We start from the raw sequence: 23,565 nt of genomic DNA, 5'->3' as shown, positions 1-23,565 counted from the left end.
GGGCTCGACGCGCAGCAAGCACTGCACATTGGCGATACGGAATTCTGGGCGGCGAACCGGTCTGGGGCCCCCTCCATGGCGGAGGGGGCCGCCCGAACGGCCGGAGGATAGATTTGCCCACTGGCGCGATCGGCTTTCCCTGAATACGCAGGGTCGGCGCGGCGGCCGGAATGAAGGGAACCTGTTACATGGATGTGTCCGAGTCGATGGTCGTACCGAAGGGCGCGAAGGGCGCGATTGCAACGCGCCCGATGACGGTCGAGGTCTTCTTCGATTTCGTCTGCCCGTGGTGCCTGATCGGCAAGCGCCAGTTCGACGCGGCGGTGCGCAAACTGGCCGAACTGCGGCCCGACGCGCAGCCCCATGTCGTCTGGCGCTCGCATGCCTTGCTTCCCGACACGCCCGTCGGCGGCGTGCCCTACCAGGCTTTCTATGTGGCACGCCTCGGCAGTCCCGAAGCCGTCACACGGCGCCGCGCCCAGGTGCAGCAGGCCGGGACCGCCGCGGGAGTGCAATTCGCCTTCGATCGGATCGAGCTGCTGCCGAACACCGCCAAGGCGCATGCGTGGGTTGCGCGCACCGCCCAGGCCCAGCAGGCAAAGTTCATCGATCGCATCTTCACGGCCTATTTCCTCGAAGGCGAAGACATTGGCGATGAGTCCGTGCTCGAGCGACTGGCGCTGGAATGCGCGCTGCAGACCGAGATTCGCGGCGCCGATGAAGAGCGTCCTGCCGGCGCGCGGTATGCGGTCCCCGGTGTGCCCTTCTTCGTGTTCGACGGGAGGCTGGCCCTGTCGGGCGCGGCCACGGCCGACGCGATGCTGGACGTCCTGCTGCAGGCGCTTGGCGCTTAGTTGAAGGTCGTCAACGGGTACGCACGCAGACGGGATGTCGGTGCCGCGCGACAGTCGATGAAGCTCACGCGCTCCGTGCGAAATTTATCGGGCGCAGTTCGTTGGCGCGTCGCAGAATTTCGTCATGTCATCGCCCTACAAAGAGCCGCTGTGGTATCGCTGCGCGTGGTGGGTGCCCGGCGTCGCAACGGCAATCGCGCTGGTACTCGCCGTGACGGCCCTGTGGCCTCGCGAGCACGACGTTCTTCTGATCGCTGCGATCCTTTGCGCGCTGCCGTGGTCGCTTGCCATGCTTGCTTTCGATCTGAGCGGAGGTTTTGCCGACCGCGCTGCTCTGGTTGTCTGCACCGGGCTGTTCGCCAACGTCGCGCTGCTGTGGGGCGCCGCGGCGTTGCTCCGGTCGCGGTACAGCGATCGCATGAGCCGCTCGGCAGTGGGAAGCACTGCCGTGGCCGCCGATCACTGAGCCAATTGGCAGTCAGGCCCCATGCAGCTTTGAATGTCCGGAGCCATTAAGCTTGCGGACTCATTCAACTGAAAGGGCCAGTTCCATGGCGAATAGTTACGCGGAGATTCAGAAGAAGATTGCCGCACTGCAGAAAGAAGCGGACGCGGCATTGGCGAGGGAAGTGGCCGGAGTCATTGACCGTATTCGAGTGGCGATTACTCATTACGGTTTGACGCCCGATCAGCTCTTCGGAAGAACCGCGACAAAGCCCACCAAGGAACGTGCCGCGAAAGTCCCCGGGCAGAAGAAGCAAGGCCGAATTGCTTACGGCGATGGGCAGGGCAACACCTGGGGCGGCTGGGGCAAGCGGCCGACCTGGCTACGCGAAGCTCTGGCTGCCGGAAAGAAACTCGAGGACTTTCAAGTGAGTGCGCAGGCTACAAAGCCTGCCACCAGAAAGAACATGAAGAAGCGGCGGCCTTCCGGTGTTCTCTACAGCGACGGTGCGGGTCATTCGTGGACCGGCCGGGGCCCGCAGCCACGCTGGCTCAAAGAGGCCATTGCAGAAGGAAAGACGCTGGAGCAAATGAGAAGCCAGAGCTCGTAAGAAAGCCAAGGTGCAGGCCGAAGGCACGCATCCTCTCGGGCCGTTGGTCCGCTCCGCGGTGGGCGACCCGCCGATTCGCGCGCGTTTGGGCATGGGCGCAAAGGAACGATAGCAAGCGACATGAAGGCACAGCAACGCGATACCCTCATCGACACACTGAAGGCTCGGTTCGAGCGGAACATGCACAGGCACACAGGGGTCGACTGGGCCGATGTCCATGGTCGCTTGCGAAACCACCCCGAGAAGCTGAGGTCGCTCTTCGAGATGGAAACGACGGGGGGCGAACCCGATGTCATCGGGGTCGCGGACGATGGCGGTGCCTATCTGTTCTTCGACTGCGCCAGCGAAAGCCCGGAGGGGCGCAGAAGCCTGTGCTACGACGCAGAAGCCTTGAGATCCCGCAAGCAGAACAAGCCGCGGGACAACGCCGTCGACATGGCTGCGGCCATGGGCGTTTCGTTGCTGACGGAGACGCAATACCGCGAGCTTCAGAAGCTCGGGGAGTTCGACATGAAGACGTCCAGCTGGGTGGCGACGCCGCCCGAAGTCAGAGAACTCGGTGGTGCTCTTTTCTGCGACAGGCGTTACGGCAAGGTCTTCGTCTACCACAACGGGGCCGAGTCCTACTACGCAGCGCGCGGATTCAGGGGCTCGCTGAGCGTCTGAGCCTCGGCCTTCGCGCGCTCACTTCCTGCAGTCCCCTCCGATCGATACCGAGCCGTCCTTGCATTCGGTCAGGATGCCGTCGTTGCTGCGCCCGGACGGTGACGAGGGGGGAGAGGAGGAGGAGGTGGTGGCCTCCGCTTCGTAGACGATCTTCCGGGTACCACGCTCGCAGGTGCCGACGACCTTGCCGCGGGCCGCGGCATCGGCCGTCACCGTGGTGAGCGTGAAGCGCGTGACGCCGGCGCTGCGAATCTTCGCGTCGATCTGGGCCGCGATGTCGTCGCAATTGCTGGCGGCGCTTGCGAAACCGGCACAGGCCGACAGGGCGATGGAGAACAGGGATCGCTTCAGCATCGGAGCTTGCCTCCCGGAGCGCGCTTGGCTGGGAGGGGCAGTGTAGCCCTGCCGCCTTCCGCGCGTCTTGCCGATCCGGCCATCGTGAACCGCAGATGGGCAAAGAAAAACCCGCCGGAGCGGGTTAACAGCAGCCCTCGAGGGAGGGAGGGGGGAGGAGAAAAGCGGGCTGCCGGGGATGAGTCTGTGCCGCGCGCCTTAGGCGGAACTTAAGCGGTGTCCGGACCCGATGCGATCCCTGGACAGGTTCCCGCCAGGATCCGCCCGACGAGGGTCATCGGGCCGCGGTAGCGACGGCGGTGGTGGCGCCGGCCAGTAAATCGAGCGTTGCAGAGCCCGCGCTGATGGACGTCGCCGCCTCGGCGAGTCGCAGTTCGCCCTTCGCGGCCTCGCCGTCGATGACGCCCGCCGCGCAAGCCAAGGTCACTGCGCCGGCCAAGATGAAGTTCCATGTCGTGTTCATTGCTGCCTCCGTGTGACGAGAGTTTGGGGCATATCACCCGGGCGAAAACGCGGCAGTTGGAACAGTAGTGTTCAGCGTCCGGAAACAATGGCCTGCCGCTTCGCCCCACGCTGGGCTGGACGGGCGATCGACGCGGCTCATCGCGCCCGAATTCAGCGCGGGCGTCTACAGGGGCTGGAGAAGTCAAGGCTGCTTTTTCCCCGTCGCCGGTGGATGACCTTGTGGATAACGGGATGAGCATCTCGCCGGAGCCGCGCCCAGCTTGGCTTCGACTGCGATGCTCAAGCAAAGAGCAGCGCGGAAGAATTTTTCGCCCGGAGCTCTGGTTCTCGAAGCGTGGCGGCCTGCAACAATTTGTTGCTAAAGTCCCCGCGCAATGGACCGACAAAACGAAGCGCTGCGGTGGCGCCTGCTAACACTGTTGTTCGCGATCCTGGGTCTCTCGTGGAGCATCTCGGCACATGCCGTGACAGTGATCGAAGAGGCTGCGCTCACGCTGACCCTGCAGGGCCAGGCGCCAGCCCGCGCCGAAACGCCGAACACCGTGGTCCTGCCCTATCACTGGGACCAACGGCAGGGGGCAGTCGACGGGGAGGCCCGTTTTGCGTTCGACCTGCCCGTGGCCGATCCCGCCGTTCCGATGGCGCTCTTCGTGCCCCGCTTGGGCAACAGTTTCCGCGTGTCCGTGGACGGACGGGAACTCGCGCGTTTCGGCGCCATTCCGCCCGGGCCCTACGACGACGCTTCCTTCGCGCCGCAGTACTTCGAACTGCCGCCTTCGCGCTCGGCGTCGCCGCGCCGCGTGGAAGTCACCATCGCGGCCCAGGCGGCGCGGCAGGGCGGACTGTCGCCGATCGTGACGGGCAGCGTGGACGAGGTGCGTCCGCTGTATGAACGCGCCGAGTTCTGGCATATCAGCGGGGGCCGCTTCATCGCCATCGTGAGCGGCGTCCTCGGAGCGCTTTCCTTGCTGGTGTGGCTGCGCCAGCGTGAATCGATCTACCTGTACTACGGACTCGGCGAATTGCTCTGGTCCGTGCAGACCGTGCGTGTGCTTTTCACGCACGCGCCGCTGCCCTGGCCCTGGTGGGGCGTTCTGCCGCTGGCGGCTTTCCAGGCGGCGATTCCCCTGCTGTGCCGCTTCGCCCTGGCCGTGGTGGGGCGGGACGATTCCCGTCTGGCGCGCTTCCTCGGCCTCATGGCCTGGGTGGCGCCGCTCGCGGCGGCGCTGGGCATCCTCGGTCCGTGGCTGTGGCTGATGCCGCTGTGGCACGTGCTGAACCTCGTCGTCGGGCTCGCGATGATGGTCACCGTCTTGCGCGTGGCCCTGCGCAGTGGGGTGCTGGAGCACCGCGTGCTCGGCCTGGCCGTGGTGCTGATCGTCCTGACCGGTGCGCGCGACATGTGGGTGATGCGCTACTCGCCCCAAGCCTACGACATGGTGCCCTGGATCCGCTTTGCCTGGGTTGGCTTCGCGATCTCGCTGGCCTGGGTGATCGCCGAGCGCATGCGCAAGGACGCTCGCTCGATGGCGCAGATGAACGCTTCGCTGGAAGCGGAGCTCGACCGGCGCAACGCGGCCCTGGAGGACGCGTTCGCGCGGGAGCGAGATGGAGAGAAGGCGCGCGGCGCGCTCGAGGAGCGCCAGCGCGTGATGCGGGACCTGCACGACGGCCTCGGGGCGCAACTCGTCGGGCTGCTGCGGATTGCCCAGCAGCCCGGGGCGGCGCGCGACGACGTCGCACTGCATCTGCGCGACGCGGTGGATCAGCTCAAGCTCACCGTGGACGCCATGCATGACGGCGATGGCGACGTGGCCTCGGCCCTCGGGGCCGTCCGCTACCGGCTGGGGCCGCGCCTGCAGGCTGCCGGTATCGATCTGCATTGGGACGTGAGCCCTCTGCCGGTCATGACGGGCTGGGGCGTGCGCGAATGCCACCAAGTGCAGATGCTGCTGTTCGAGGCGTTCTCGAACATGATGACGCACTCGGCGGCGACCGAGGCCCACCTGAACGCCCGAGTGGTGCCCGCCGACGATTCGGGCGGTGAAGTCATCGAGGTCGAGCTGCGCGACAACGGCCATGGCTTCGATGCGAATGTCGCGCCGCCCGGCAGAGGTCTGACGAACATGCGCACGCGCGCCGCTGCTCTTGGGGGCATGCTCATGCTGCGCTCGCAGCCGGGACAGACCTGCCTGTGCCTGCGTTTGCCGGTACCCGCGCCAGGGCGTGACGCCTCGGATGTCAAGCACCAGACGGGCACCTTCGCAGCGCGAGACACGCATCACCATCGTCTGACCTGAAGCGCGCGCTCGGCGCTGTCCGAAGTTCTTGCAAAAAAGCGACACGCAACGCCCGATTGTTCCCGGGTCGCACCGCCGAGCGCCATCTCCTCGCCATACTTGCTTCCCCCACGACCACAAGGAAATCCATGTCCGCAGGCAGTTTTCACGTGCACGGCCCGCACGACCATGAACTCGAGCACGCTGGTGCCCACGACGACGCTGAATCAGGGTCTGCAAGCACCGCCCATAGAAGCATGACCAGTCAGATCGCCGTGTGGACGGCTGTCATCGCCACGGTGGGAGCGATCTTCGCGTACATGGGAGGGCTCACCCAGGCCAACGCGGGGCTCTACAAGAACAACGCCGGCATGAAGAAGACCGAAGCCTCGAATCAATGGAACTACTTCCAGTCGAAGAGCACGAAGCAGTCGCTCGCCGAGTTCGCCAGGGACATGTCGCCCGAAGAACGCAGGCGGGAATGGCAGACGAAGGTCTCGCGGTACGAACAGGAGAAAGCCGAGATCCTGCTGGTCGCGCAGAAGCTCGAAGCCGAGGCCACCGACTGGGACCAGAAATCGGAAGCGGCCATGCATCAGCATCACCGGTGGGCGCAGGCGACCACCGCGCTGCAGGTCTCCATCGCATTGGCTGCCATGGCATTGCTGACGAGAAGGAAGTGGCTGGAGTGGGGCATGCTTGCCGTTGCGGGCATCGGCCTGGTCGTCGGCGGCCTGGCTGCCATGCACATCTGATCGATCGCCCGCCGCCATGCAAGGAAGGCGGCTTGGGTCGTCGACCCGACGGCGGAGAAGGCCCTTGGCCGTCAGGAGATGGTCATCAGGCTCGCGTTGCCGCCTGCTGCTGCCGTGTTGGTGCTGACTGCCCGCTCGATCACCAGTGCCTCCAGGGGCAATTCGCCGGCCTCGGCGTCGAAGCGCCGAACGCCCACGATCGGACCATCGCGCCTGGACAGCCGAGCGCAGAGATCGAGAAGTCCCGCCTGGGCCCCCTGGTACAGCGCGACATCGAACTCGACGCCCGGCGCAGTCCAATCGTTCGCGAGCGCGATCGATTCCTGCACGTCCAGCGGCAGGCTCGCGAGCAGCTTCCGCGTCTCCGCATGGAGGGGCCAGATGACCCTGCAGCCCACCGCGAGCGCCCCGGCGAGCTGGAGCAGCAGCGAATCCTCGTTGTCCGCGAGGCAGAGCGCCGCCTCGCGCGCAAGGATCGAGTAGACGTTCTTCTCGCCCGTCGGACCCGCAAGGACGTGCGGCCGCCGCTCGCCCGCCATCCGAAGGATTTGCTCGCACTGCGCCGCGAGCTCGCGAGTCCGATGGCTGGCGGTCCAGCGCACCAGCGATTCGAACGCAGGTGCCGCGGGCGCCTGCTCGTCCATCTCGACCGCCCCAGGCAGTGCTTTCGCACATGCCCGCGCCAGAACATCCTGCGGGCGCGCCGACAGGAGCCGGTACATGTAAAGCGGACCACCCGCCTTGGGCCCGGTGCCGGAGAGGCCTTCGCCACCGAACGGCTGCACACCCACCACGGCGCCGACGACGTTGCGGTTCACGTACACATTGCCCACGTGCGCCTGCGACAGCACCCGCTCGATGGTTTCGTCGATCCGCGTGTGGATGCCCATGGTCAGGCCATAGCCGGTGCCTGCGATCTGGGCCATCAATGCATCGAGGTCCTGGCGGCGATAGCGCACCACGTGCAACACGGGCCCGAACACCTCGCGCTTGAGCTCGCCGATGCTGTCCAGTTCGATGAGCGTGGGCACCACGAAGGTCCCGTTGTGCACGGCGTCCTGATCGCATCGGCCGAGTCGCTTGACCCGCCGACCGCGCGATTGCATCTCGCGCACGTGCGCTTCGATCGTCTCGCGCGCTTGCGCATCGATGACCGGCCCGACATCGGTGCGCAGCGCCGCCGGGTTGCCGACCGTCGCTTCGGCCATCGCGCCCTGCAGCATGTGCAGCAGGCGATCCGCCACGTCCTCCTGCACGCAGAGCACCCGCAGCGCTGAGCAGCGCTGGCCTGCGCTATCGAACGCGGACGCCACGACGTCGGCGACCACCTGTTCGACCAGCGCCGACGAGTCCACCACCATCGCGTTCTGGCCGCCGGTTTCGGCGATCAAGGGTACGGGCGCTCCCGTAGGGCCCAGTCGCTGTGCGAGCGTGCGCTGCAGGATGCGCGCGACCTCGGTCGAGCCGGTGAACATCACGGCCTGGATCCGCGCGTCGGCCACCAGGCGGGCGCCGACCGTGCCGCCTTCGCCCGGCAGAAGCTGGATGGCGGCCGGCGGAACGCCACCTTCGTGCAACAGCCGGACAGCCTCGGCAGCCACCAGCGGCGTCTGTTCGGCGGGCTTGGCGAGAACCGTGTTGCCGGCAGCCAGCGCCGCCGCGATCTGGCCGACGAAGATGGCCAGCGGGAAGTTCCACGGGCTGATGCACAGCACCGGTCCGAGAGGACGATGGGTCTGCGGATCGAAGTCCGATCGTGCCTGTGCGGCGTAGAAGCGCAGGAAGTCGATGGCCTCGCGGACTTCGGCCACGCCATTGGCGTAGGTCTTGCCCGCTTCACGGGCCAGCAGGCCGAGCAGTTGCGGCAGTCGTGCCTGCAGGAGATCCGCGGCGCGCTCGAGTGCGGCGGCCCTTTGCGTCGCGGGAGTGCCCGCCCACGCGCCGGCGAATTCGGATGCGGACTGCACCGCGGCATCCACCTCGGCCGGCGTCGCTGGCCGGACCTTGCCCACGACGTCGCGGTGGTCCGACGGATTGAGCACCGGCTCCCAAGGTGCCAGGTCCGCGCCGAACGACCGCTCCAGCATCGGCGCGGCCGTCCATCTGCCGTGCGCGCCTTCCTGGAGAACGGCCTCGAGCGCGCGAAGCGTCTCTTCGTTCGTGAGGTCCAGGCCGTCCGAGTTGCGTCGCGCCTTTCCGTACAGATCGGACGGGGCAGGGATCGACGGGTGAGGCAGCCCGACGCGGCCTTCTTCCTTCGCCATGCGTTCGACGGCCGCCACGGGGTCTTCCACGAGCGACTCCAGCGGGATCGAGGGGTCGGCGATGCGGTTCACGAACGACGTGTTGGCACCGTTTTCCAGCAGTCGGCGAACCAGGTAGGCCAGCAGCGTCTCGTGGGTGCCGACCGGCGCATAGATGCGGCAGGGGCGCCCGAGCTTCCCGGCTTCGGTGCGCCCGACCACCTGCTCGTAGAGGGGCTCTCCCATGCCGTGCAGGCACTGGAATTCGTACTGTCCGGGCTTGTAGCTGCCGGGGTCGGCCAGCGTGTAGATGGCCGCCATCGTGTGGGCGTTGTGCGTCGCGAACTGCGGATAGATCTCCGCCGGTGCCGAGAGCAGCTTGCGTGCGCAGGCGAGGTAGGACACGTCGGTGAAGACCTTGCGCGTGTAGACCGGGAAGCCGGATTGGCCCTCCACCTGCGCTCGCTTGATTTCGCTGTCCCAGTAGGCGCCCTTGACGAGCCGCACCATCACGCGGTGACGGCTGCGCCGGGCGAGGTCGATCACGGAATCGATGACGAAGGGGCAGCGCTTCTGGTAGGCCTGGATGACGAAGCCGATGCCGTTCCATCCCGCGAGCGCGGGCTCGAAGCACAGCCTCTCGAGCAGATCGAGCGAGAGTTCGAGCCGGTCTGCCTCTTCGGCATCGATGTTCAGGCCGATGTCGTAGCGCTGCGCGAGCGTCGCGAGGCTGCGCACCACCGGATAGAGCTCGTCCATGACGCGTGCGTACTGCGCGCGGCTGTAGCGCGGGTGCAGCGCCGACAGCTTGAGCGAGATGCCGGGGCCCTCGTACACACCGCGGCCTGCCGAAGCCTTGCCGATGGCGTGGATCGCCTGTTCATAGGACAGCCGGTAGCGATCCGCATCCGCGGCAGTCATCGCCGCCTCGCCGAGCATGTCGTACGAATAGCGAAAGCCTTCGGCCTCCAGCGAACGTGCGTGCTCGAGCGCTTCCTGAATGGTCTCGCCCGTCACGAACTGCTCGCCCATCATGCGCATGGCCATGTCCACGCCCTTGCGGATCAGCGGCTCGCCGCCCTTGGCGATCAGGCGCGTGAGCAGGCTGGAGAGCGACGACTCGCTGTGCGTGGACACCAGCTTGCCCGTCAGCAACAGGCCCCACGTCGCGGCATTGACGAAGAGCGATGGACTGCGGCCCGCATGGTCCTGCCACTGGCCGTGCGAGATCTTGTCGCGGATCAACGCGTCGCGCGTCTCGGTGTCGGGGATGCGCAGCAGGGCTTCTGCCAGGCACATCAGCGCCACGCCCTCTTGCGAAGACAGCGCGTATTCCTGCAGGAGCCCCTGCACGATCCCGGCGCGTCCCGCGGAGCCCTTGCGTTCGCGCAGAACCTTCGCGAGTCGCATCGCCAGCGCATTGGCGTCTCTCGCCATGCCAGCGGGCATCCTGGCCTGGGACAACAGGCTTTCGACGGCTGCCGGCTCGTCCTCCCGATAGGCCTGCGTGATGCGTTGTCGAAGCGCGGAGGGCTCGGAGGGGCCGCCGGCAAAGCCGCGGAAGGGGGCGGAAGGATCGAAGGGTGCCGGGATTGACATGGAAATGGCTGTTCGGTGGTGACAACTCGCATAATTCCGCCAATCGATCCGAATATTGCTTCGAATGTCTACGAGCAGACCGAATAAATCTCTAGAACGCGCAGCCGAACAGCTCGGACTGGACCGGCTGGACCTGCGCATCCTCTCGGCGCTGCAGGACGACGGCCGCATGACGAACCTCAAGCTGGCCGAGGAGATCGGGCTGTCGCCCACCGCGGTGCTGGCGCGCGTGCAGCGGCTCACGCGCGAGAACTACATCCTGGGATACGAGGCGCGCCTGAATCCCTTGAAGCTCGGCGCGGGCATGCTGGTGTTCGTGGAAGTGCTGCTCGATCGCACCACGCCCAATGTGTTCGACGAGTTCAAGGCGGCGGTGCAGGTGCGGCCCGAGATCATGGAATGCCACATGGTCGCGGGCGGCTTCGACTACCTGCTGAAGACGCGCAGTTCGGACATGAACGACTACCGGAACTTCGCCGGCACCGTTCTCTGGCAACTGCCGGGCGTGCGCGAGACCCGCACCTATGCGGTGATGGAAGAGGTCAAGAATTCGGCGAAGCTTTCGCTGCCCGGCAGTTGAGCGCAGCGCTCGCGCTCACTGCCGCCGAACGGCCGGTCGCAGGTGGTCACGACGCCGTAGCAAGCCCGCTTGGGGTTCTCGCGCAGGCGCGACTGGAACGCGCTTCCCGCTCAGTCGGTCGGCGGGAATGTCCGCAGATAGGCGAACAGGTCGGCCAGCTTCTGATCGCCATACGACCATCCGCTGAAACGCATGATCGTTCCGGGCACGACATCGTCGGGGCGACGGATGTACGCAGCCAGTGTCTGCTCCGACCAGACGACTCCCGACTTCCGCATCGCCGGCGAGTACGCGAAGCCCGGTTCGGTGCCGGCGCGACGACCGAGGATGCCGTTCAGTCGAGGACCAAATCCGTGGCGTGCGGCAGGGCCGACCTGGTGACATGACGCACAGGCTGCAAACGCTGCCCTTCCCGCAGTGACGTCGCCCGCCCGGGGAGCGGCATGCAGCACGCCTGTTGCGAGTGCGGCCAGATAAAGGAGGAAGCTCACTTTCATGTCCCCGATTGTTCCCCGACCTCGTCGGCCCGCACCGGCGGTTCCAGTCGAAGGCCGATTGCGGCATCATGCTGCGTCATCGTCGATGGAGGATCTGAAATGACCGATTCCTCACCCATCAAGGTTGGTCAACTGTCCATTCGCTATCTTGTCGACGGCTCGGAGACGGACAGCGTCGGCATGTTCGAACTCAAGGTGCCGCCGGGCTCCAACGTGCCGCCGCCGCACAGCCATACGAAGAACGACGAATGCATCTACGTTCTCGAAGGAACCCTCCGGTATTGCGTCGACGCCGAAGTTCGAGACCTCGCCGCTGGAGAGTGCATGTACAGCCCCAGGGGGAGCGTCCACCAGTTCTCGAACCCTTTCGGCGCAGAAGTCCGAGCCCTCATCGTGCAGTCGCCGGATATCGGAGCCCAGTACTTTCGGGACGTGGGCGCAGTCGTGAACGCTGGAGGTCCGCCGGACAAATCGGCCTTGATTTCGGTCATGGCCCGCTATGGTCTGGTGCCCGCCTCGCCGCGCGCGGCGTAGCGCGGCGACCGCTGCCTCGGCATGCGCCGCGAAGACTGCGGTGTTGAAGGAACTGCTTGAACAGAGTGCGTGCGCAGACAAGAACTGCCGCCGTCAGCCGCTGGCCATCTGCGCGCAAGTCCCGGTCCCGATCGACCCTCTCATATCCACGAACGAGAACCTGTTCGCGTCACGGGATTCCTTGTTGCCGGTATGGATCCTCAGCACGATCACCGAGCCACCGGCGGGGTCCATGAAGAGCGCCATCGCAGAGTCCTTGTGGTCGTCACCCTTTTGCCAGACCTGGAAGGTCAGTCGCCACACGGTGCTTCCGGCGCTCAGGTAGCGAACCGATCCCGTGGCCTCGTCATACAGCAGCATTTCACCCACGCGCTGGAAGTGCATCAGGACTGGATCTTCTTTCTGCTGCTCGAGCGCGCCGCCAGGCTTGACCTCGTAGACGTGGTGAAGGGTGCACCGCCAGGCGGCCGCGTGAGCCAGGCCGCCACAAGAGGCAAGCCACACGACAAGCAGCAACCGAAAACAGACCATGAGGCACCTTCGGGCGGGTCCAAGTGAGCACCATTCTGCCTGCGAAGACGAGCCGAACGACCGCCGCCGGGCATCCGGGTCGCTCAATGGCAGGACGAATATTTGATTGGTTCCCGACCGCCACAAGACCTGCCCGGCAACTGCGCAGCCGACCCGCGCCTTCACCTGACAGGATTGTCATCTCGCTGTCAGCCTGGCGTTCCGGGTCGCCACCTAGAGTGGCCGCATGCGAATACTGTGTCTGGCCCTGGCCGCATCGCTGACGGCTTGCGCTGTCGGACCCGATTACCAGCGCCCCTCGTTGCCGGAAGGCGTCTCGGCGCCCGTGTTCAAGGAAGGCGCCGACTGGAAGCCGGCAGCGCCCGGCAGCGTCGATGCCGTCCAACCGTGGTGGACGGCATTCGGCGACAGCCGCCTGAACGGACTGGTGGACGAGGCCAATCGCGCCAACCAGGACGTTCGCGTCGCCGAGGCGCAATACCGCGAAGCGCAGGCGCTGGTGCAGAACGCCCGCTCGGCGCTCTTCCCGACGCTCACGGCCAATGCCTCGGTGAACCGTGGCCAAAGCCAGACCGTGCTCGGCTCGAAGCTCGGCGACTCGCACGCCTGGTCGCTGCAAGCAGGCTGGGAGGCCGACATCTGGGGCCGCGCGCGGCGCGCCATCGAAGGTGCGAGCGACAACGCCCAGGCCAGCGAGGCCGACCTCGCGGCCGCGCGGCTCGCGATCCAGGCCGAGGTCGTCAGCGACTACATCCTGCTGCGCGTGGCCGACACGCAGCAGCAGCTCTACGCGCGCACGGTCGAGGCCTACCGGAAGTCGCTCCAGATCACGCAGAGCCAGTACCGCGGCGGCGTCGCCACGCGCGCCGATGTCGAGCTCGCCAACACGACGCTGCAATCGACGCAGGCCCAGGCCATCGACATCGAACTCGCGCGCCGGCAGGCCGAACACGCGATCGCGGTGCTGCTGGGCCGCACGCCGGCGGGCTTCTCGATCGCGCCCGACAGCTTCGCGCTCACGCTGCCGCAGGTGCCTGCGGTCGTGCCCTCCGAACTGCTGGAGCGCCGGCCCGACATTGCCGCCGCCGAGCGCCGCGTCGCCTCGGCGAATGCCGGGATCGGCGTTGCGCAGGCCGCGCGCTATCCGACGCTCGCGCTCACGGCGGCGGGCGGCTTCAGCGGTGCGGGCTTCGGGCCCTGGTTCGCGACGCCTGACCGCGTCTGGGCGCTCGGCGCCGCGCTTGCGGGGACGATCTTCGACGGCGGCCTGCGCGCCTCGCAGGTCGAGCAATCGCGCGCGGTCTTCGATGCCTCGGCGGCGACATACCGCAAGACGGTGCTCTCGGGCTTCCAGGAGGTCGAGGACAACCTCGCCGCGCTCAGCCTGATTGCAGAGGAGCGCGGCGTGCAGGACGGCGCGGTGCGCTCTGCGCGCAATGCCGAACGCGTGACGCTGAGCCAGTTCCGCGCCGGCACCGCCCCGTACCTCGCGGTCATCACCGCGCAGGCGCTCGCATTGAACAACGAACGCACCGCCCTCCAGCTGCAGGGCCGCCAGTACGCGGCCAGCGTGGCGCTCATCAAGGCGATCGGCGGCGGCTGGGACACGAGCCAGCTCCAGGCCGCCTCGGGCGCGAGTCCGATGACCCCCTCCGCCGCGGCATCCGGCCCGGTGGCTTCGACGAACGAATGAACGACATGGACACCCCCACACCCCAAGCCCATCCGCGCCGGCGCGGGTGGTTCGCCGGCACGATCGCGCTGCTGGCCGTGCTGATCATCGCTGCCGGTGCGTGGCGCATGTGGCGGCCGCACGCTGCGCCGACGGCGGGCCCGCCGCCCGTGCCCGCAAGCACGGCCCGGGTCGCGAGCGAAACCGTGCCGATCGCGCGCACCGGCGTGGGCACGGTGATGACGGTCGCGTCGGTCACCGTGCGCACGCGCATCGACGGCCAGCTCGACAGCGTGGAGTTCAAGGAAGGGCAGGACGTGAAGACCGGCCAGGTGCTCGCGCGCATCGATCCGCGCACCTATCAAGCGCAGCTCGAACAGAGCCTCGCGCAGAAGTCCAAGGACGAGGCCCAGCTCGCCAATGCACGCGCCGACCTGCAACGCTACGGCGACCTGATCAAGGAAGACGCGACCACCCAGCAGACGCTGGACACGCAGCGCGCGCTCGTCAACCAGCTGCAGGCGGCGGTGAAGAGCGACGACGCGCAGGTCCATGTCGCGCAGGTGCAGCTCGGCTACACGACCATCACCGCGCCGCTCGGCGGCCGGGTGGGCGCGCGGCTGGTCGACCCGGGCAACATCGTGCACGCGGCGGATGCCAACGGGCTCCTGGTCATCAACCAGATCGATCCGATCGCGGTGCAGTTCACCCTTCCGGAGGGCAGCTTCCAGGCCGTGAACAGGGCGCTCGACACGCAGCACGAGCCGTTGCGCGTGGACGCCATCGACCGCGACACGCACGAGGTGCTCGCCAGCGGCAAGCTGGTGCTGCTGAACAACCAGATCGACACGGCGACCGGCACCATCTCGATGAAGGCGCAGTTCGCGAACTCGGCGCACAAGCTGTGGCCGGGCCAGTCGGTCGATGCGCGGCTGGTGCTCGGCGAGCGCGCCGATGCGCTCACGGTGCCTTCGGCCGCCGTGCAGCGCAGCCAGGATGGCTTCTTCGTCTATGTGGTCGGCACGGATGAAAAGGTCGACGCGCGGCTGATCGAAGTGACCGATACGGTGGGCGGCAAGGCGGTGGTCGCCAAGGGCCTTGCGGCGGGTGACCGCGTGGTGACCGACGGGCAGTACCGTCTGACGCCGGGCGCGCGCATCGTCGAGCGGCAGCAGGGCAGCGGCCTCAACGGCAAGGCCGAGGTCGCCGAGGCCGGAGAACAGGCCCGAGGAGAAAAGCGTTGAGCATCTCCGCCGCCTTCATCAAGCGCCCGATCGGCACCTCGCTGCTCGCCGCGGCGCTGCTGTTGATCGGCCTGGTCGCCTGGCCGCTGCTGCCGGTGGCGCCGCTGCCGCAGGTCGACTTCCCGACGATCCAGGTCACGGGCCGATTGCCGGGCGCGAGTCCGGAGACCATGGCCGCGAGCGTGGCCCAGCCGCTGGAGCGGCAGTTCTCGCTGATCCCGGGGCTCGCGCAGATGACCTCGACCAGCTCGCTCGGGCTGTCGCAGATCACGCTGCAGTTCGACCTCGACCGCAACATCGACGCCGCCGCGCTCGACGTGCAGAGCGCGATCAACGCGGCCGGCGGCCAGTTGCCGCAGAACCTGCCGAGCCCGCCGAGCTTCCGCAAGATCAACCCGGCCGATTCGGCGGTGCTGATCCTCGGGGTGCAGTCGCAGGTGCTGCCGCTCACGCAGGTCAACGACTACGCGGACAACGTGCTCGCGCAGCAGATCTCGCGCATCCAGGGCGTGGGGCTGGTCAACATCTTCGGCGTGCAGAAGCCGGCGGTGCGCATCCAGATCGATCCGGCCAAGCTCAAGGCGGTCGGCCTCGGCCTGGAGGAGGTGCGCGGCGTGATCGCCAACACCACGGTGAGCCAGCCGACCGGCACCATCGACGGCGAGCGGCAGGCGTTCAACGTCTATACCAACGACCAGCTGCTGAAAGCCGCGCCGTGGAACGACATGGTGCTGGCCTGGCGCAACGGCGCGCCCATCCGCGTGCGCGATGTCGGCGTGGCGGTGGACGGGCCCGAGAACGCCAAGGTCGCGGCCTGGGGCTATGCCGGCAAGGGCGCGAGCGGGGACAGCGACATCGACAACGGCCGCGCGATCATGCTCGCGATCACCAAGCAGCCCGGCGCGAACGTGATCGAGACGGTGGACCGCATCCAGGCCGCGCTGCCCAAGCTCAAGGCCTCGATCCCGCCGAGCGTGACGGTCAACACGCTGATCGACCGCACGCAGACCATCCGTGCCTCGGTGAAGGACGTGGAGTTCACGCTGCTGCTGTCGATCGCGCTGGTGGTCGCGGTGATCTTCGTCTTCCTGCGCAACCTCACGGTGACCATCATCCCGAGCGTCACGGTGCCGCTCGCGCTGCTGGGCACGGCGGCGGTGATGTATGTGGTGGGCTACAGCCTCGACAACCTCTCGCTGATGGCGCTGACCATCGCGGTCGGCTTCGTGGTCGACGACGCGATCGTGATGCTGGAGAACATCTACCGCCATGTCGAAGAGGGCATGCCGCCGATGGAGGCGGCGCTCAAGGGCGCGGGCGAGATCGGCTTCACCATCGTGTCGATCTCGGTGTCGCTGGTGGCGGTGTTCATTCCGCTGCTCTTGATGGGCGGCATCGTCGGGCGGCTGTTCCGCGAGTTCGCGGTGACGGTGACGCTGACGATCGTGGTGTCGGTGCTGATCTCGCTCACGCTCACGCCGATGCTGTGCGCGCGCTTCCTGAAGCCGCACACGGAAGGCGAGAAGCACGGCAAGCTCTACCAGTGGTTCGAGGACGGCTTCGACGCGATGCTGAACGGCTACAAGCGCGGCCTCGCCGTGGTGCTGCGGCATCCGTTCATCACGCTCATGAGCTTCATCGCCACGGTGGCGGCGACGGTGCTGCTCTTCGTCGCGATCCCGAAGGGCTTCTTCCCGCAGCAGGACACCGGCTTCATCTTCGGCTCGGCCGACGCCGCGCAGGATTCGTCGTCGCAGGCCATGCACGACCGCATGCTCAAGCTCGCGGACATCATCCGTGACGATCCGGACATCACCAGCTTCGGCATGCAGGCCGGCGCGAGCACCTTCAACTCGGGCAACTTCTTCATCGGCCTCAGGCCCAAGGACGAAGGCCGCACCGCGAGCGCCGACGAGATCATCGCGCGCCTGCGGCCCAAGCTGGCGCCGGTGCAGGGCATCACGCTCTACATGCAGGCCGGGCAGGACATCAACGTGGGCGGCCGGCTCTCGCGCACGCAATACCAGTACACGCTGACCGACTCGAACCTCGACGAGCTCAACCAGTGGGCGCCGAAGCTGCTCGCGCGCCTGCGGCAGCTGCCCGGGCTCACCGACGTCACATCGGACCAGCAGAACGCCGCGCCGACCGCGATGGTGACCATCGACCGCCAGCGCGCCTCCAGCTACGGCATCACGCCGGCCATGGTCGACGCCACGATCTACGACGCGGTCGGCCAGCGCCAGGTGGCGCAGTACTTCACGCAGCTCAACAGCTACAACGTGGTGCTGGAAGTCACGCCCGAGCTGCAGCGCGATCCGACGCTCTTCGACCACCTTTACCTGACCTCGCCGATCAGCGGCCAGCAGGTGCCGCTGTCGACCTTCGTCAAGCTGGACACCAGCCACACCGGCTATCTTTCCATCAGCCACCAGGGCCAGTTCCCGGCGGTGACGCTCTCGTTCAACCTGCGGCCCGGCACGTCGCTGGGGCAGGCGGTGGACGCCATCAACGCCGCGCAGGCGCAGATGGGCGTGCCGGCCACGCTGAGCGGCACCTTCCAGGGCACCGCGCAGGCCTTCGGCGATTCGCTGCGCACGCAGCCCTACCTCATCCTCGCGGCACTGGTGTCGGTGTACATCGTGCTCGGGCTGCTGTACGAGAGCTACATCCACCCGCTCACGATTCTCTCGACGCTGCCGTCGGCCGGCGTGGGCGCATTGCTGATCCTGATGGCCGGCGGGTACGATCTGAGCGTGATTGCGCTGATCGGGATCATCCTTTTGATCGGCATCGTGAAGAAGAACGGCATCATGATGGTCGACTTTGCCTTGCACGCCGAGCGCGACAGGGGCATGTCGCCGCGCGACGCCATCTTCGAGGCCTGCCTGCTGCGCTTCCGGCCGATCATGATGACCACCATGTGCGCGCTGCTGAGCGGCCTGCCGCTGATGCTCGGCCACGGTTCGGGCTCGGAGCTGCGCCGGCCGCTGGGCTACGCGATGGTGGGCGGGCTGATCCTGTCGCAGATGCTGACCCTGTTCACCACGCCCGTGATCTACCTGTACCTCGACCGCGCGCATCACTGGTACGTGCGCCGCAAGGCGGCGCGCCGCGAGCGCCGGTTGCCTGACGCTCCCGCGGGAGCCATCGCCGAATGAAAGTGCTGATCGTCGAAGACGAGCGCAAGACCGCCGACTACCTCTGCCAGGGCTTGACCGAGCAGGGCTGCGTCGTCGACCTCGCCTTCGACGGCATCGACGGCCAGCACATGGCCTTGCACTACGACTTCGACGTGATCGTGCTCGACGTGATGCTGCCGGGGCTGGACGGCTTCTCGATCCTGAAGTCGCTGCGCAGCGTGAAGAACACGCCGGTCATCATGCTCACTGCGCGCGACGGCGTCGCCGACCGGGTGCGCGGGCTGCAGGACGGCGCGGACGACTACCTCGTCAAGCCCTTCTCGTTCCTGGAACTGCTCGCGCGGCTGCAGGCGCTCACGCGGCGCGGGCGCAGCCACGAATCGACGCTGCTGCGCGTGGGCGACCTGCGCGTGGACCTCATCAGCCGCAAGGCGTGGCGGCAGGACCAGCGCATCGACCTCACGGCCAAGGAATTCGCGCTGCTCGCGGTGCTGGCGCGGCGGCAGGGCGAGATCCTCTCCAAGACCGTGATCGCCGAGCTGGTGTGGGACATGAATTTCGACAGCAACACCAACGTGGTCGAAGTCGCGATCAAGCGCCTGCGCGCCAAGATCGATGCACCCTTCGGCCACAGCCTGCTGCACACCATCCGGGGCATGGGCTACGTCCTGGAGGACCGCGGCGGCACGGAGCCGGAATGAGGAACTCGATCGCCACCCGACTGGCGCTGATGTTCGCCGCTGCGGCGCTGGCGGTCTTCGCGCTGCTGGGCTTCGCGCTGCACCATGTGCTGGCCGGCGAGCTGGTGCGCCACCAGCAGGCGGAGATCGATGCGCGGCTGGAGGACATCTCGTACATGCTCCAGTACGGGCGCGCGCCGAACCTCGGTAAGCGCATCCAGGAGAAGCTCGACACCCTTGGCAGTGCCGACTCGCGCACGCGCACCTGGATGTGGAGCGACGACCCGGCCTACCGCTTCGGCGACGACGCGGCGGAGGTCATGTCTGCGATCGACGCCGGCCGCGACAGCGTGGAGGTGCGCCTGCCCGATTCGGCGAAGACGCTCCGCATGCGCGTGCACAGCCGGACCATGCCCGCAACGGCGGCACGGCCGGCGGTGCGCTTCATGGCCGGCGTCGATGCGCAGCCGTTCCGCGACACGCTGCGCAATTTCGAGACCGCGCTGCTGCTGCTGACGCTGGCCGGCACCGGGCTGGCGGCGGCGCTGGGTTACTGGATCGCGCGCATCGGTCTCGGACCGGTGGAGCGGCTGTCGGAAGAGGCGCAGCGGATCGGCCCCGACAACCGCGCGCTGCGCCTGCAGCTGCCCGCGCTGCCGCGTGAGTTGGCGCGGCTCGGCGTTTCCTTCAACGCCGCGCTCGACCGGCTCGATGCCGCCTACGCGCAGCTCGCGACCTTCAGCGACGACGTGGCGCACGAGTTGCGCACGCCGCTCGCGAACCTCATCGGCCAGACGCAGGTCGCGCTCGGGCGCGAGCGCAACGCGCCCGAGCTGCGCGAAGTGCTGCAATCGAACCTGGAGGAAGTGGAGCGCCTGCGCGCGATCGTCGCCGACATGCTGTTCCTCGCGCGTGCCGAGCAGGGCGTGCGTGCGCGCGGCCTGGTCGCGTCGTCGATCGCGCAGGAGGTCGGCAAGACCGTCGAGTTCCTCGATCTCTTGCTGGACGAGGCCGGCATGACGGTGCAGGTCGAGGGCGATGCGGTGGCGCCGATCGAAACATCGCTGTTCCGCCGTGCGCTGACCAACCTGCTGCAGAACGCGATCCAGCATTCGCGTCCCGGCGCGCAGGTGCTGGTGCGCATCGGAAGCCATGGACGTTCGGCCGAGGTGAGCTTCTCGAACCCGAGTGCGCCGATCGCGCCCGAACAGCTCGCGCGGCTCTTCGACCGCTTCTATCGCATCGACACCTCGCGCCGCAACAGCGGGGAGAACCACGGGCTGGGCCTGTCGATCGTCAAGGCGGTGGCGGTGATGCACAACGGCACCGTGTTCGCGCGCTCCGTGGGGGGGATCACGACCGTCGGCTTCAGCGTCGCGCTGCAGTAGGGGCGCTCAACGCTCCTTTTCGGCGTCGCGGCGTTCGATTTCCTTGACCATGGCGCTGAACTGGTTCGCGAGCACCGAGCGAATCACCGCCCTGCCGATGACGGGCGGGAGCGCGAAGTCAGGCACCAGCCGCGCCGAATAACTCAGGCGCACGGTGCCGGCGGGCAGCTTCTCGAGCGTGTAGCGGCCCTCCATCTCGCGAAGGTTCCCGCCGACGGCGTGTGCCATGACGCGCCGCGGAGGCGACTCGACCACGGCCAGTTGCGCCTGCACTGGCTGCCGGTAGAAAAGAAAGCTGAAGACGCCGGTCTGCTCGATGACGACCCGGTCGGCGTCGCGCCGCACCACGTGCGAGCTGCGCATGTAGGGGATGAATTCGGCGAGATGGTCGTAGTCGGTGATGACGTCCCATGCGATGCGCGCATCCACCAGCATTTCGGCGGACGCGGTCACGGTGATGTCGTCGCCCTGGCCGTTGGTCTCGATTTCGACCTGCGGCACGTTCGCGGATGCCGCAGCGCACATCGCCCCGGCAAGCGTGAGGCCCACGAAGCGCGCGCGCATCGGAAGCATCACATACCCGTCTTCGCCTGCCGGCTCCGGTACTTCGCGATCTCGTTCTTGAGGTCGGTGTGCTCCTCGCACGGGAAGAAGCAGAGCGAATCGAGCACCTTCAGCTCCCGCTCGGCGCGCGGAAGATCGCCCATCTGCAGATAGGCCTCGCCGAGGTACTCGTGCGCGCCCTTGTGCTTCGGGTCGATCTTCAGCGCCTTGTCGTAGTCGCTCAGTGCCGCCTCCATGTTGCCCAGTTTTCGATGGGCGTGGCCGAGCTCGTTCCAGGCATCGGCATCGCCGGGGCTGCGCACGACGTAAACGGCCATGTGCGCTTCGACCTGCTTCCAGTCCCCCTTGCGGACGGCGGCCATGCCGGCCCTGAAGTCGGGATCCGGATTGGACATCAGGTCGCCGGGTCCACCCCCGCCTCCTCCACCCCCGCCTCCTCCCCCTCCGCCTCCTCCCCCTCCGCCGCCTGCCGCCAGCGCGGACAGGCTGAAGGCCAGCGACACGCCGGAAATGAACATCACGATGGCTTGTTTCATGGTGCGTTGCTCCTCGAGAACAGTGACAGCGAAATCAACGGACGTCGATGCGGCCATAGACGCCATGGGATCCTCCGCCGGGCCCTGCGGCGAAGAACAGGGTGCTCGTCGGCTGGTTGTTGAGGCCGTTGCCGAAAGCGATGCCGCGCAGGCCTTCGATCGCGATCGGGCTTCCGGTCGACGTGGAGAGCGTCCCCATGAACGCACCGGTGGTCGGGTTGAATGCGCCGATGGTCCCGTCGCCGCTGTTCGCGACGAGCAGGGCGTTGCCGAACGGTCCGAAGCTCGCCGGCGCCATCGCCATGCCCCATGGCGCATTGACCGGGCCGCCAGGCGGAACCACCCTGCGGACGAGACGGCCCGAGGTGTCGAAGGCATCGACCGCGCCGAGGCCGGCACCCGCGACCGCGTCGAGTGCCTGCGCACCCTGCCTGGCATAGCTGACGTAGATCAGGCCGCCGATCGCCTGGATGCCGAACGGCGCGTAGCCGGAGGGAATGGCCGGATCGATGAAGCTACCGGCGACACTCATCTTCGTGAAAGTCGAGTCGAACATGTCGACCGCTGCATGACGGAAGTCCGCCGCGTACAGGAAGTCGGATGCGCCCTGGCTCGCGATCGCGAGGCCCGTGTAGACCGTGCCCGCGCCGCCGCCGTCGAAGACGGTGATCGCATGCGTCATGTCGACGCCGGGCGACCAGCCCGACAGGGTGCCGCCCTGGCCGACGAAGATGAAGGCGCTCGCGCCCGAGACACCGCCGCGCGTGACCATGAAGTCCTGATGCCCGTTGAAGACGATGCCGGTAGCCCCCGACGGAATCGACACCACCAGCGATTGGGGAACGCCGTTGCCGTCGTAGAGCGTCGAGGTCGACGTGCCGTTGTTCGCGACCCAGACGAAGCCGCTCGGATTGAAGGCCACGCCCCATGGCTTGATGAGGTGCGGGTCGGTGTTGGAGTTGCTGTACAGCGAGTTCGCAGCAGGGAGGTCCGACACGAGGGTGGTCGCGGCAAAGCTCGCGCCGGTGACGGTGCCCATGCCGGTCATGGGGCTGAAGCCCGGCGCGATCGCGCCGCGGCCTCCGTATCCACCCCCGCCGCCGCAGGCAGCCAGGAACAATGTGCCCGCACAGGCGAGCCGGTACAGCTTCGGGCGATTGGCGCTCATTGCATCTCCTTCGGTTCGGGCTCGGTGTATTCCGGCCCGGGCTCCAAAGGTTCACGCCCGCGAATCAGAAGGACAGCGAGGCGCTCAGCATCAGCGTGCCCTGCGAGGCGCGCCCATAGGCCGTCGGATAGATGGCGCTGCGCCCGCCCGCCACCCAGGCGATCTGCGCTTCCCATGCATCGCGCGCCATCGCGAGTCCCAGGCTTCCGTCGAAGGTGACGCGCCGGCCTTCGACGGGCGCGCCGCCGATCCGCATCAAGGCCCCGGCATGGGCCGTCACGCGCACGAGGGGCGAGATCGGCAGCCCGACATTGAATTCGGCGTATGCGGTGCGCACGTCGCTTCCGAAATAGTCGGGCGAGTAGTGCAATCGCGTGTTCCAGCGTTCACCGCTCAGGCCGCCGAACGCCTCCAGGTAGTCGTAGTGCGAGTCCGCGCCGAAGTGAACGACGGTGGCGCCTGCTTCCCAGCCGAATCGATCCGAGAGCCGGCCCGCATAGCCTGCGTAGCCGAGCACCTGCACTTGCCAGCGCGGACGGTAGAGCATCACCTCGGTGAGCGATCCGCCGCCGAACCAGCCGTCCTCATGGTCGTAGGCGGCGCTCAGGCGCAGCGTGGGCTTTTCCTGGCTGAGCGAGATGCCGCGATAGCGGTCGTCCGAGAGGAACGCGATGTTCCCGCCGACCTGCGCGAACGCCATGCCGCAGACGAGGAACAACGAGGGACACAGCGCCGCACGCGAACCGGCGGTCGGCATG

At 67.3% G+C, this 23,565-nt stretch carries 22 protein-coding genes; 13 read left to right on the top strand and 9 right to left on the bottom strand.

Annotation, left to right across the window (positions count from 1 at the left end):
- The first annotated feature begins 170 nt into the window (after nucleotides 1-170).
- The 4 genes from WKW77_RS17030 to WKW77_RS17015 all read left to right on the top strand — a co-directional run bounded on the left by WKW77_RS17030 (nucleotide 171) and on the right by WKW77_RS17015 (nucleotide 2,575).
- Nucleotides 171-854, top strand: coding sequence for a DsbA family oxidoreductase (locus tag WKW77_RS17030; RefSeq protein ID WP_340358048.1), 684 nt, complete (start codon nucleotides 171-173; stop codon nucleotides 852-854).
- 124 nt (nucleotides 855-978) lie between these two features.
- Nucleotides 979-1,320, top strand: coding sequence for a hypothetical protein (locus WKW77_RS17025; RefSeq protein WP_340358047.1), 342 nt, complete (start codon nucleotides 979-981; stop codon nucleotides 1,318-1,320).
- 85 nt (nucleotides 1,321-1,405) lie between these two features.
- Nucleotides 1,406-1,909 (top strand): H-NS family nucleoid-associated regulatory protein, encoded by a 504-nt coding sequence (locus WKW77_RS17020; RefSeq protein WP_340358046.1) that lies wholly within the window; start codon nucleotides 1,406-1,408, stop codon nucleotides 1,907-1,909.
- A 120-nt stretch (nucleotides 1,910-2,029) separates the two neighbouring features.
- Entirely contained in the window at nucleotides 2,030-2,575 is a 546-nt protein-coding gene (locus tag WKW77_RS17015; RefSeq protein ID WP_340358045.1) for a DUF4256 domain-containing protein, read from the top strand.
- Between the two features lie 18 nt (nucleotides 2,576-2,593).
- Here WKW77_RS17015 and WKW77_RS17010 read toward each other — a convergent pair whose 3' ends face one another.
- Nucleotides 2,594-2,929 (bottom strand): DUF1161 domain-containing protein, encoded by a 336-nt coding sequence (locus tag WKW77_RS17010; protein WP_340358044.1) that lies wholly within the window; start codon nucleotides 2,927-2,929, stop codon nucleotides 2,594-2,596.
- 274 nt (nucleotides 2,930-3,203) lie between these two features.
- On the bottom strand, nucleotides 3,204-3,392 hold the full coding sequence (locus WKW77_RS17005) for a hypothetical protein (RefSeq protein WP_340358043.1): 189 nt from the start codon (nucleotides 3,390-3,392) through the stop codon (nucleotides 3,204-3,206).
- A gap of 376 nt (nucleotides 3,393-3,768) precedes the next feature.
- Between WKW77_RS17005 and WKW77_RS17000 the strand changes: the two genes are divergently transcribed.
- Entirely contained in the window at nucleotides 3,769-5,694 is a 1,926-nt protein-coding gene (locus WKW77_RS17000; protein WP_340358042.1) for a sensor histidine kinase, read from the top strand.
- 128 nt (nucleotides 5,695-5,822) lie between these two features.
- Entirely contained in the window at nucleotides 5,823-6,428 is a 606-nt protein-coding gene (locus WKW77_RS16995; RefSeq protein WP_340358041.1) for a DUF4337 domain-containing protein, read from the top strand.
- Between the two features lie 71 nt (nucleotides 6,429-6,499).
- Here WKW77_RS16995 and putA read toward each other — a convergent pair whose 3' ends face one another.
- Complete coding sequence (putA, locus tag WKW77_RS16990; protein WP_340358040.1) at nucleotides 6,500-10,270, bottom strand: trifunctional transcriptional regulator/proline dehydrogenase/L-glutamate gamma-semialdehyde dehydrogenase; 3,771 nt, start codon at nucleotides 10,268-10,270, stop codon at nucleotides 6,500-6,502.
- 64 nt (nucleotides 10,271-10,334) lie between these two features.
- On the opposite strand from putA, the gene WKW77_RS16985 reads away from it, so the two are divergent.
- Nucleotides 10,335-10,850, top strand: a complete 516-nt coding sequence (locus tag WKW77_RS16985; RefSeq protein WP_340358039.1) for an Lrp/AsnC ligand binding domain-containing protein — start codon at nucleotides 10,335-10,337, stop codon at nucleotides 10,848-10,850.
- A 110-nt stretch (nucleotides 10,851-10,960) separates the two neighbouring features.
- Here the strand turns inward: WKW77_RS16985 and WKW77_RS16980 are convergent, their stop codons facing one another.
- Complete coding sequence (locus WKW77_RS16980) at nucleotides 10,961-11,347, bottom strand: c-type cytochrome (RefSeq protein ID WP_340358038.1); 387 nt, start codon at nucleotides 11,345-11,347, stop codon at nucleotides 10,961-10,963.
- A gap of 99 nt (nucleotides 11,348-11,446) precedes the next feature.
- Here WKW77_RS16980 and WKW77_RS16975 point away from each other — a divergent pair, with 99 nt between their 5' ends.
- Complete coding sequence (locus tag WKW77_RS16975) at nucleotides 11,447-11,881, top strand: cupin domain-containing protein (protein WP_340358037.1); 435 nt, start codon at nucleotides 11,447-11,449, stop codon at nucleotides 11,879-11,881.
- A 93-nt stretch (nucleotides 11,882-11,974) separates the two neighbouring features.
- Here the strand turns inward: WKW77_RS16975 and WKW77_RS16970 are convergent, their stop codons facing one another.
- Nucleotides 11,975-12,412, bottom strand: a complete 438-nt coding sequence (locus WKW77_RS16970) for a hypothetical protein (RefSeq protein ID WP_340358036.1) — start codon at nucleotides 12,410-12,412, stop codon at nucleotides 11,975-11,977.
- A gap of 226 nt (nucleotides 12,413-12,638) precedes the next feature.
- On the opposite strand from WKW77_RS16970, the gene WKW77_RS16965 reads away from it, so the two are divergent.
- The 5 genes from WKW77_RS16965 to WKW77_RS16945 are packed head-to-tail and all read left to right on the top strand — an operon-like array spanning nucleotide 12,639 to nucleotide 20,539.
- Nucleotides 12,639-14,105, top strand: coding sequence for an efflux transporter outer membrane subunit (locus WKW77_RS16965; protein ID WP_340358035.1), 1,467 nt, complete (start codon nucleotides 12,639-12,641; stop codon nucleotides 14,103-14,105).
- Nucleotides 14,106-14,110: 5 nt separating this feature from the next.
- A complete protein-coding gene (locus WKW77_RS16960) occupies nucleotides 14,111-15,328 on the top strand; it encodes an efflux RND transporter periplasmic adaptor subunit (RefSeq protein WP_340358034.1) in 1,218 nt (405 codons plus the stop codon).
- A complete protein-coding gene (locus WKW77_RS16955) occupies nucleotides 15,325-18,489 on the top strand; it encodes an efflux RND transporter permease subunit (protein WP_340358033.1) in 3,165 nt (1,054 codons plus the stop codon). Before WKW77_RS16960 ends, WKW77_RS16955 begins: the two co-directional genes overlap by 4 nt.
- Nucleotides 18,486-19,172: a heavy metal response regulator transcription factor gene (locus WKW77_RS16950; RefSeq protein WP_340358032.1), complete on the top strand. Its 687-nt coding sequence runs from the start codon at nucleotides 18,486-18,488 to the stop codon at nucleotides 19,170-19,172. Before WKW77_RS16955 ends, WKW77_RS16950 begins: the two co-directional genes overlap by 4 nt.
- Nucleotides 19,169-20,539 carry a heavy metal sensor histidine kinase gene (locus WKW77_RS16945; RefSeq protein WP_340358031.1) on the top strand — a complete coding sequence of 457 codons (1,371 nt, stop codon included), beginning with the start codon at nucleotides 19,169-19,171 and terminating at the stop codon, nucleotides 20,537-20,539. The genes WKW77_RS16950 and WKW77_RS16945 overlap by 4 nt, the downstream gene beginning before the upstream one ends.
- A 6-nt stretch (nucleotides 20,540-20,545) precedes the next feature.
- On the opposite strand, the gene WKW77_RS16940 is transcribed toward WKW77_RS16945, so the two are convergent.
- From WKW77_RS16940 to WKW77_RS16925, 4 genes are all read right to left on the bottom strand, one after another.
- On the bottom strand, nucleotides 20,546-21,112 hold the full coding sequence (locus WKW77_RS16940; RefSeq protein WP_340358365.1) for an SRPBCC family protein: 567 nt from the start codon (nucleotides 21,110-21,112) through the stop codon (nucleotides 20,546-20,548).
- On the bottom strand, nucleotides 21,112-21,639 hold the full coding sequence (locus WKW77_RS16935; RefSeq protein ID WP_340358030.1) for a tetratricopeptide repeat protein: 528 nt from the start codon (nucleotides 21,637-21,639) through the stop codon (nucleotides 21,112-21,114). Before WKW77_RS16935 ends, WKW77_RS16940 begins: the two co-directional genes overlap by 1 nt.
- A 34-nt stretch (nucleotides 21,640-21,673) precedes the next feature.
- Complete coding sequence (locus tag WKW77_RS16930; RefSeq protein WP_340358029.1) at nucleotides 21,674-22,807, bottom strand: TIGR03118 family protein; 1,134 nt, start codon at nucleotides 22,805-22,807, stop codon at nucleotides 21,674-21,676.
- A gap of 64 nt (nucleotides 22,808-22,871) precedes the next feature.
- Nucleotides 22,872-23,564, bottom strand: coding sequence for a TorF family putative porin (locus tag WKW77_RS16925; RefSeq protein ID WP_340358028.1), 693 nt, complete (start codon nucleotides 23,562-23,564; stop codon nucleotides 22,872-22,874).
- Nucleotide 23,565: the final 1 nt, after the last annotated feature.

The sequence above is a fragment of the Variovorax ureilyticus genome, assembly GCF_037889935.1.
Taxonomy (GTDB): Bacteria; Pseudomonadota; Gammaproteobacteria; order Burkholderiales; family Burkholderiaceae_C; genus Variovorax; species Variovorax ureilyticus.
The sequence above is the reverse complement of the archived record's forward strand: the minus strand, read 5'-3'. Positions and strand labels throughout refer to the sequence as shown.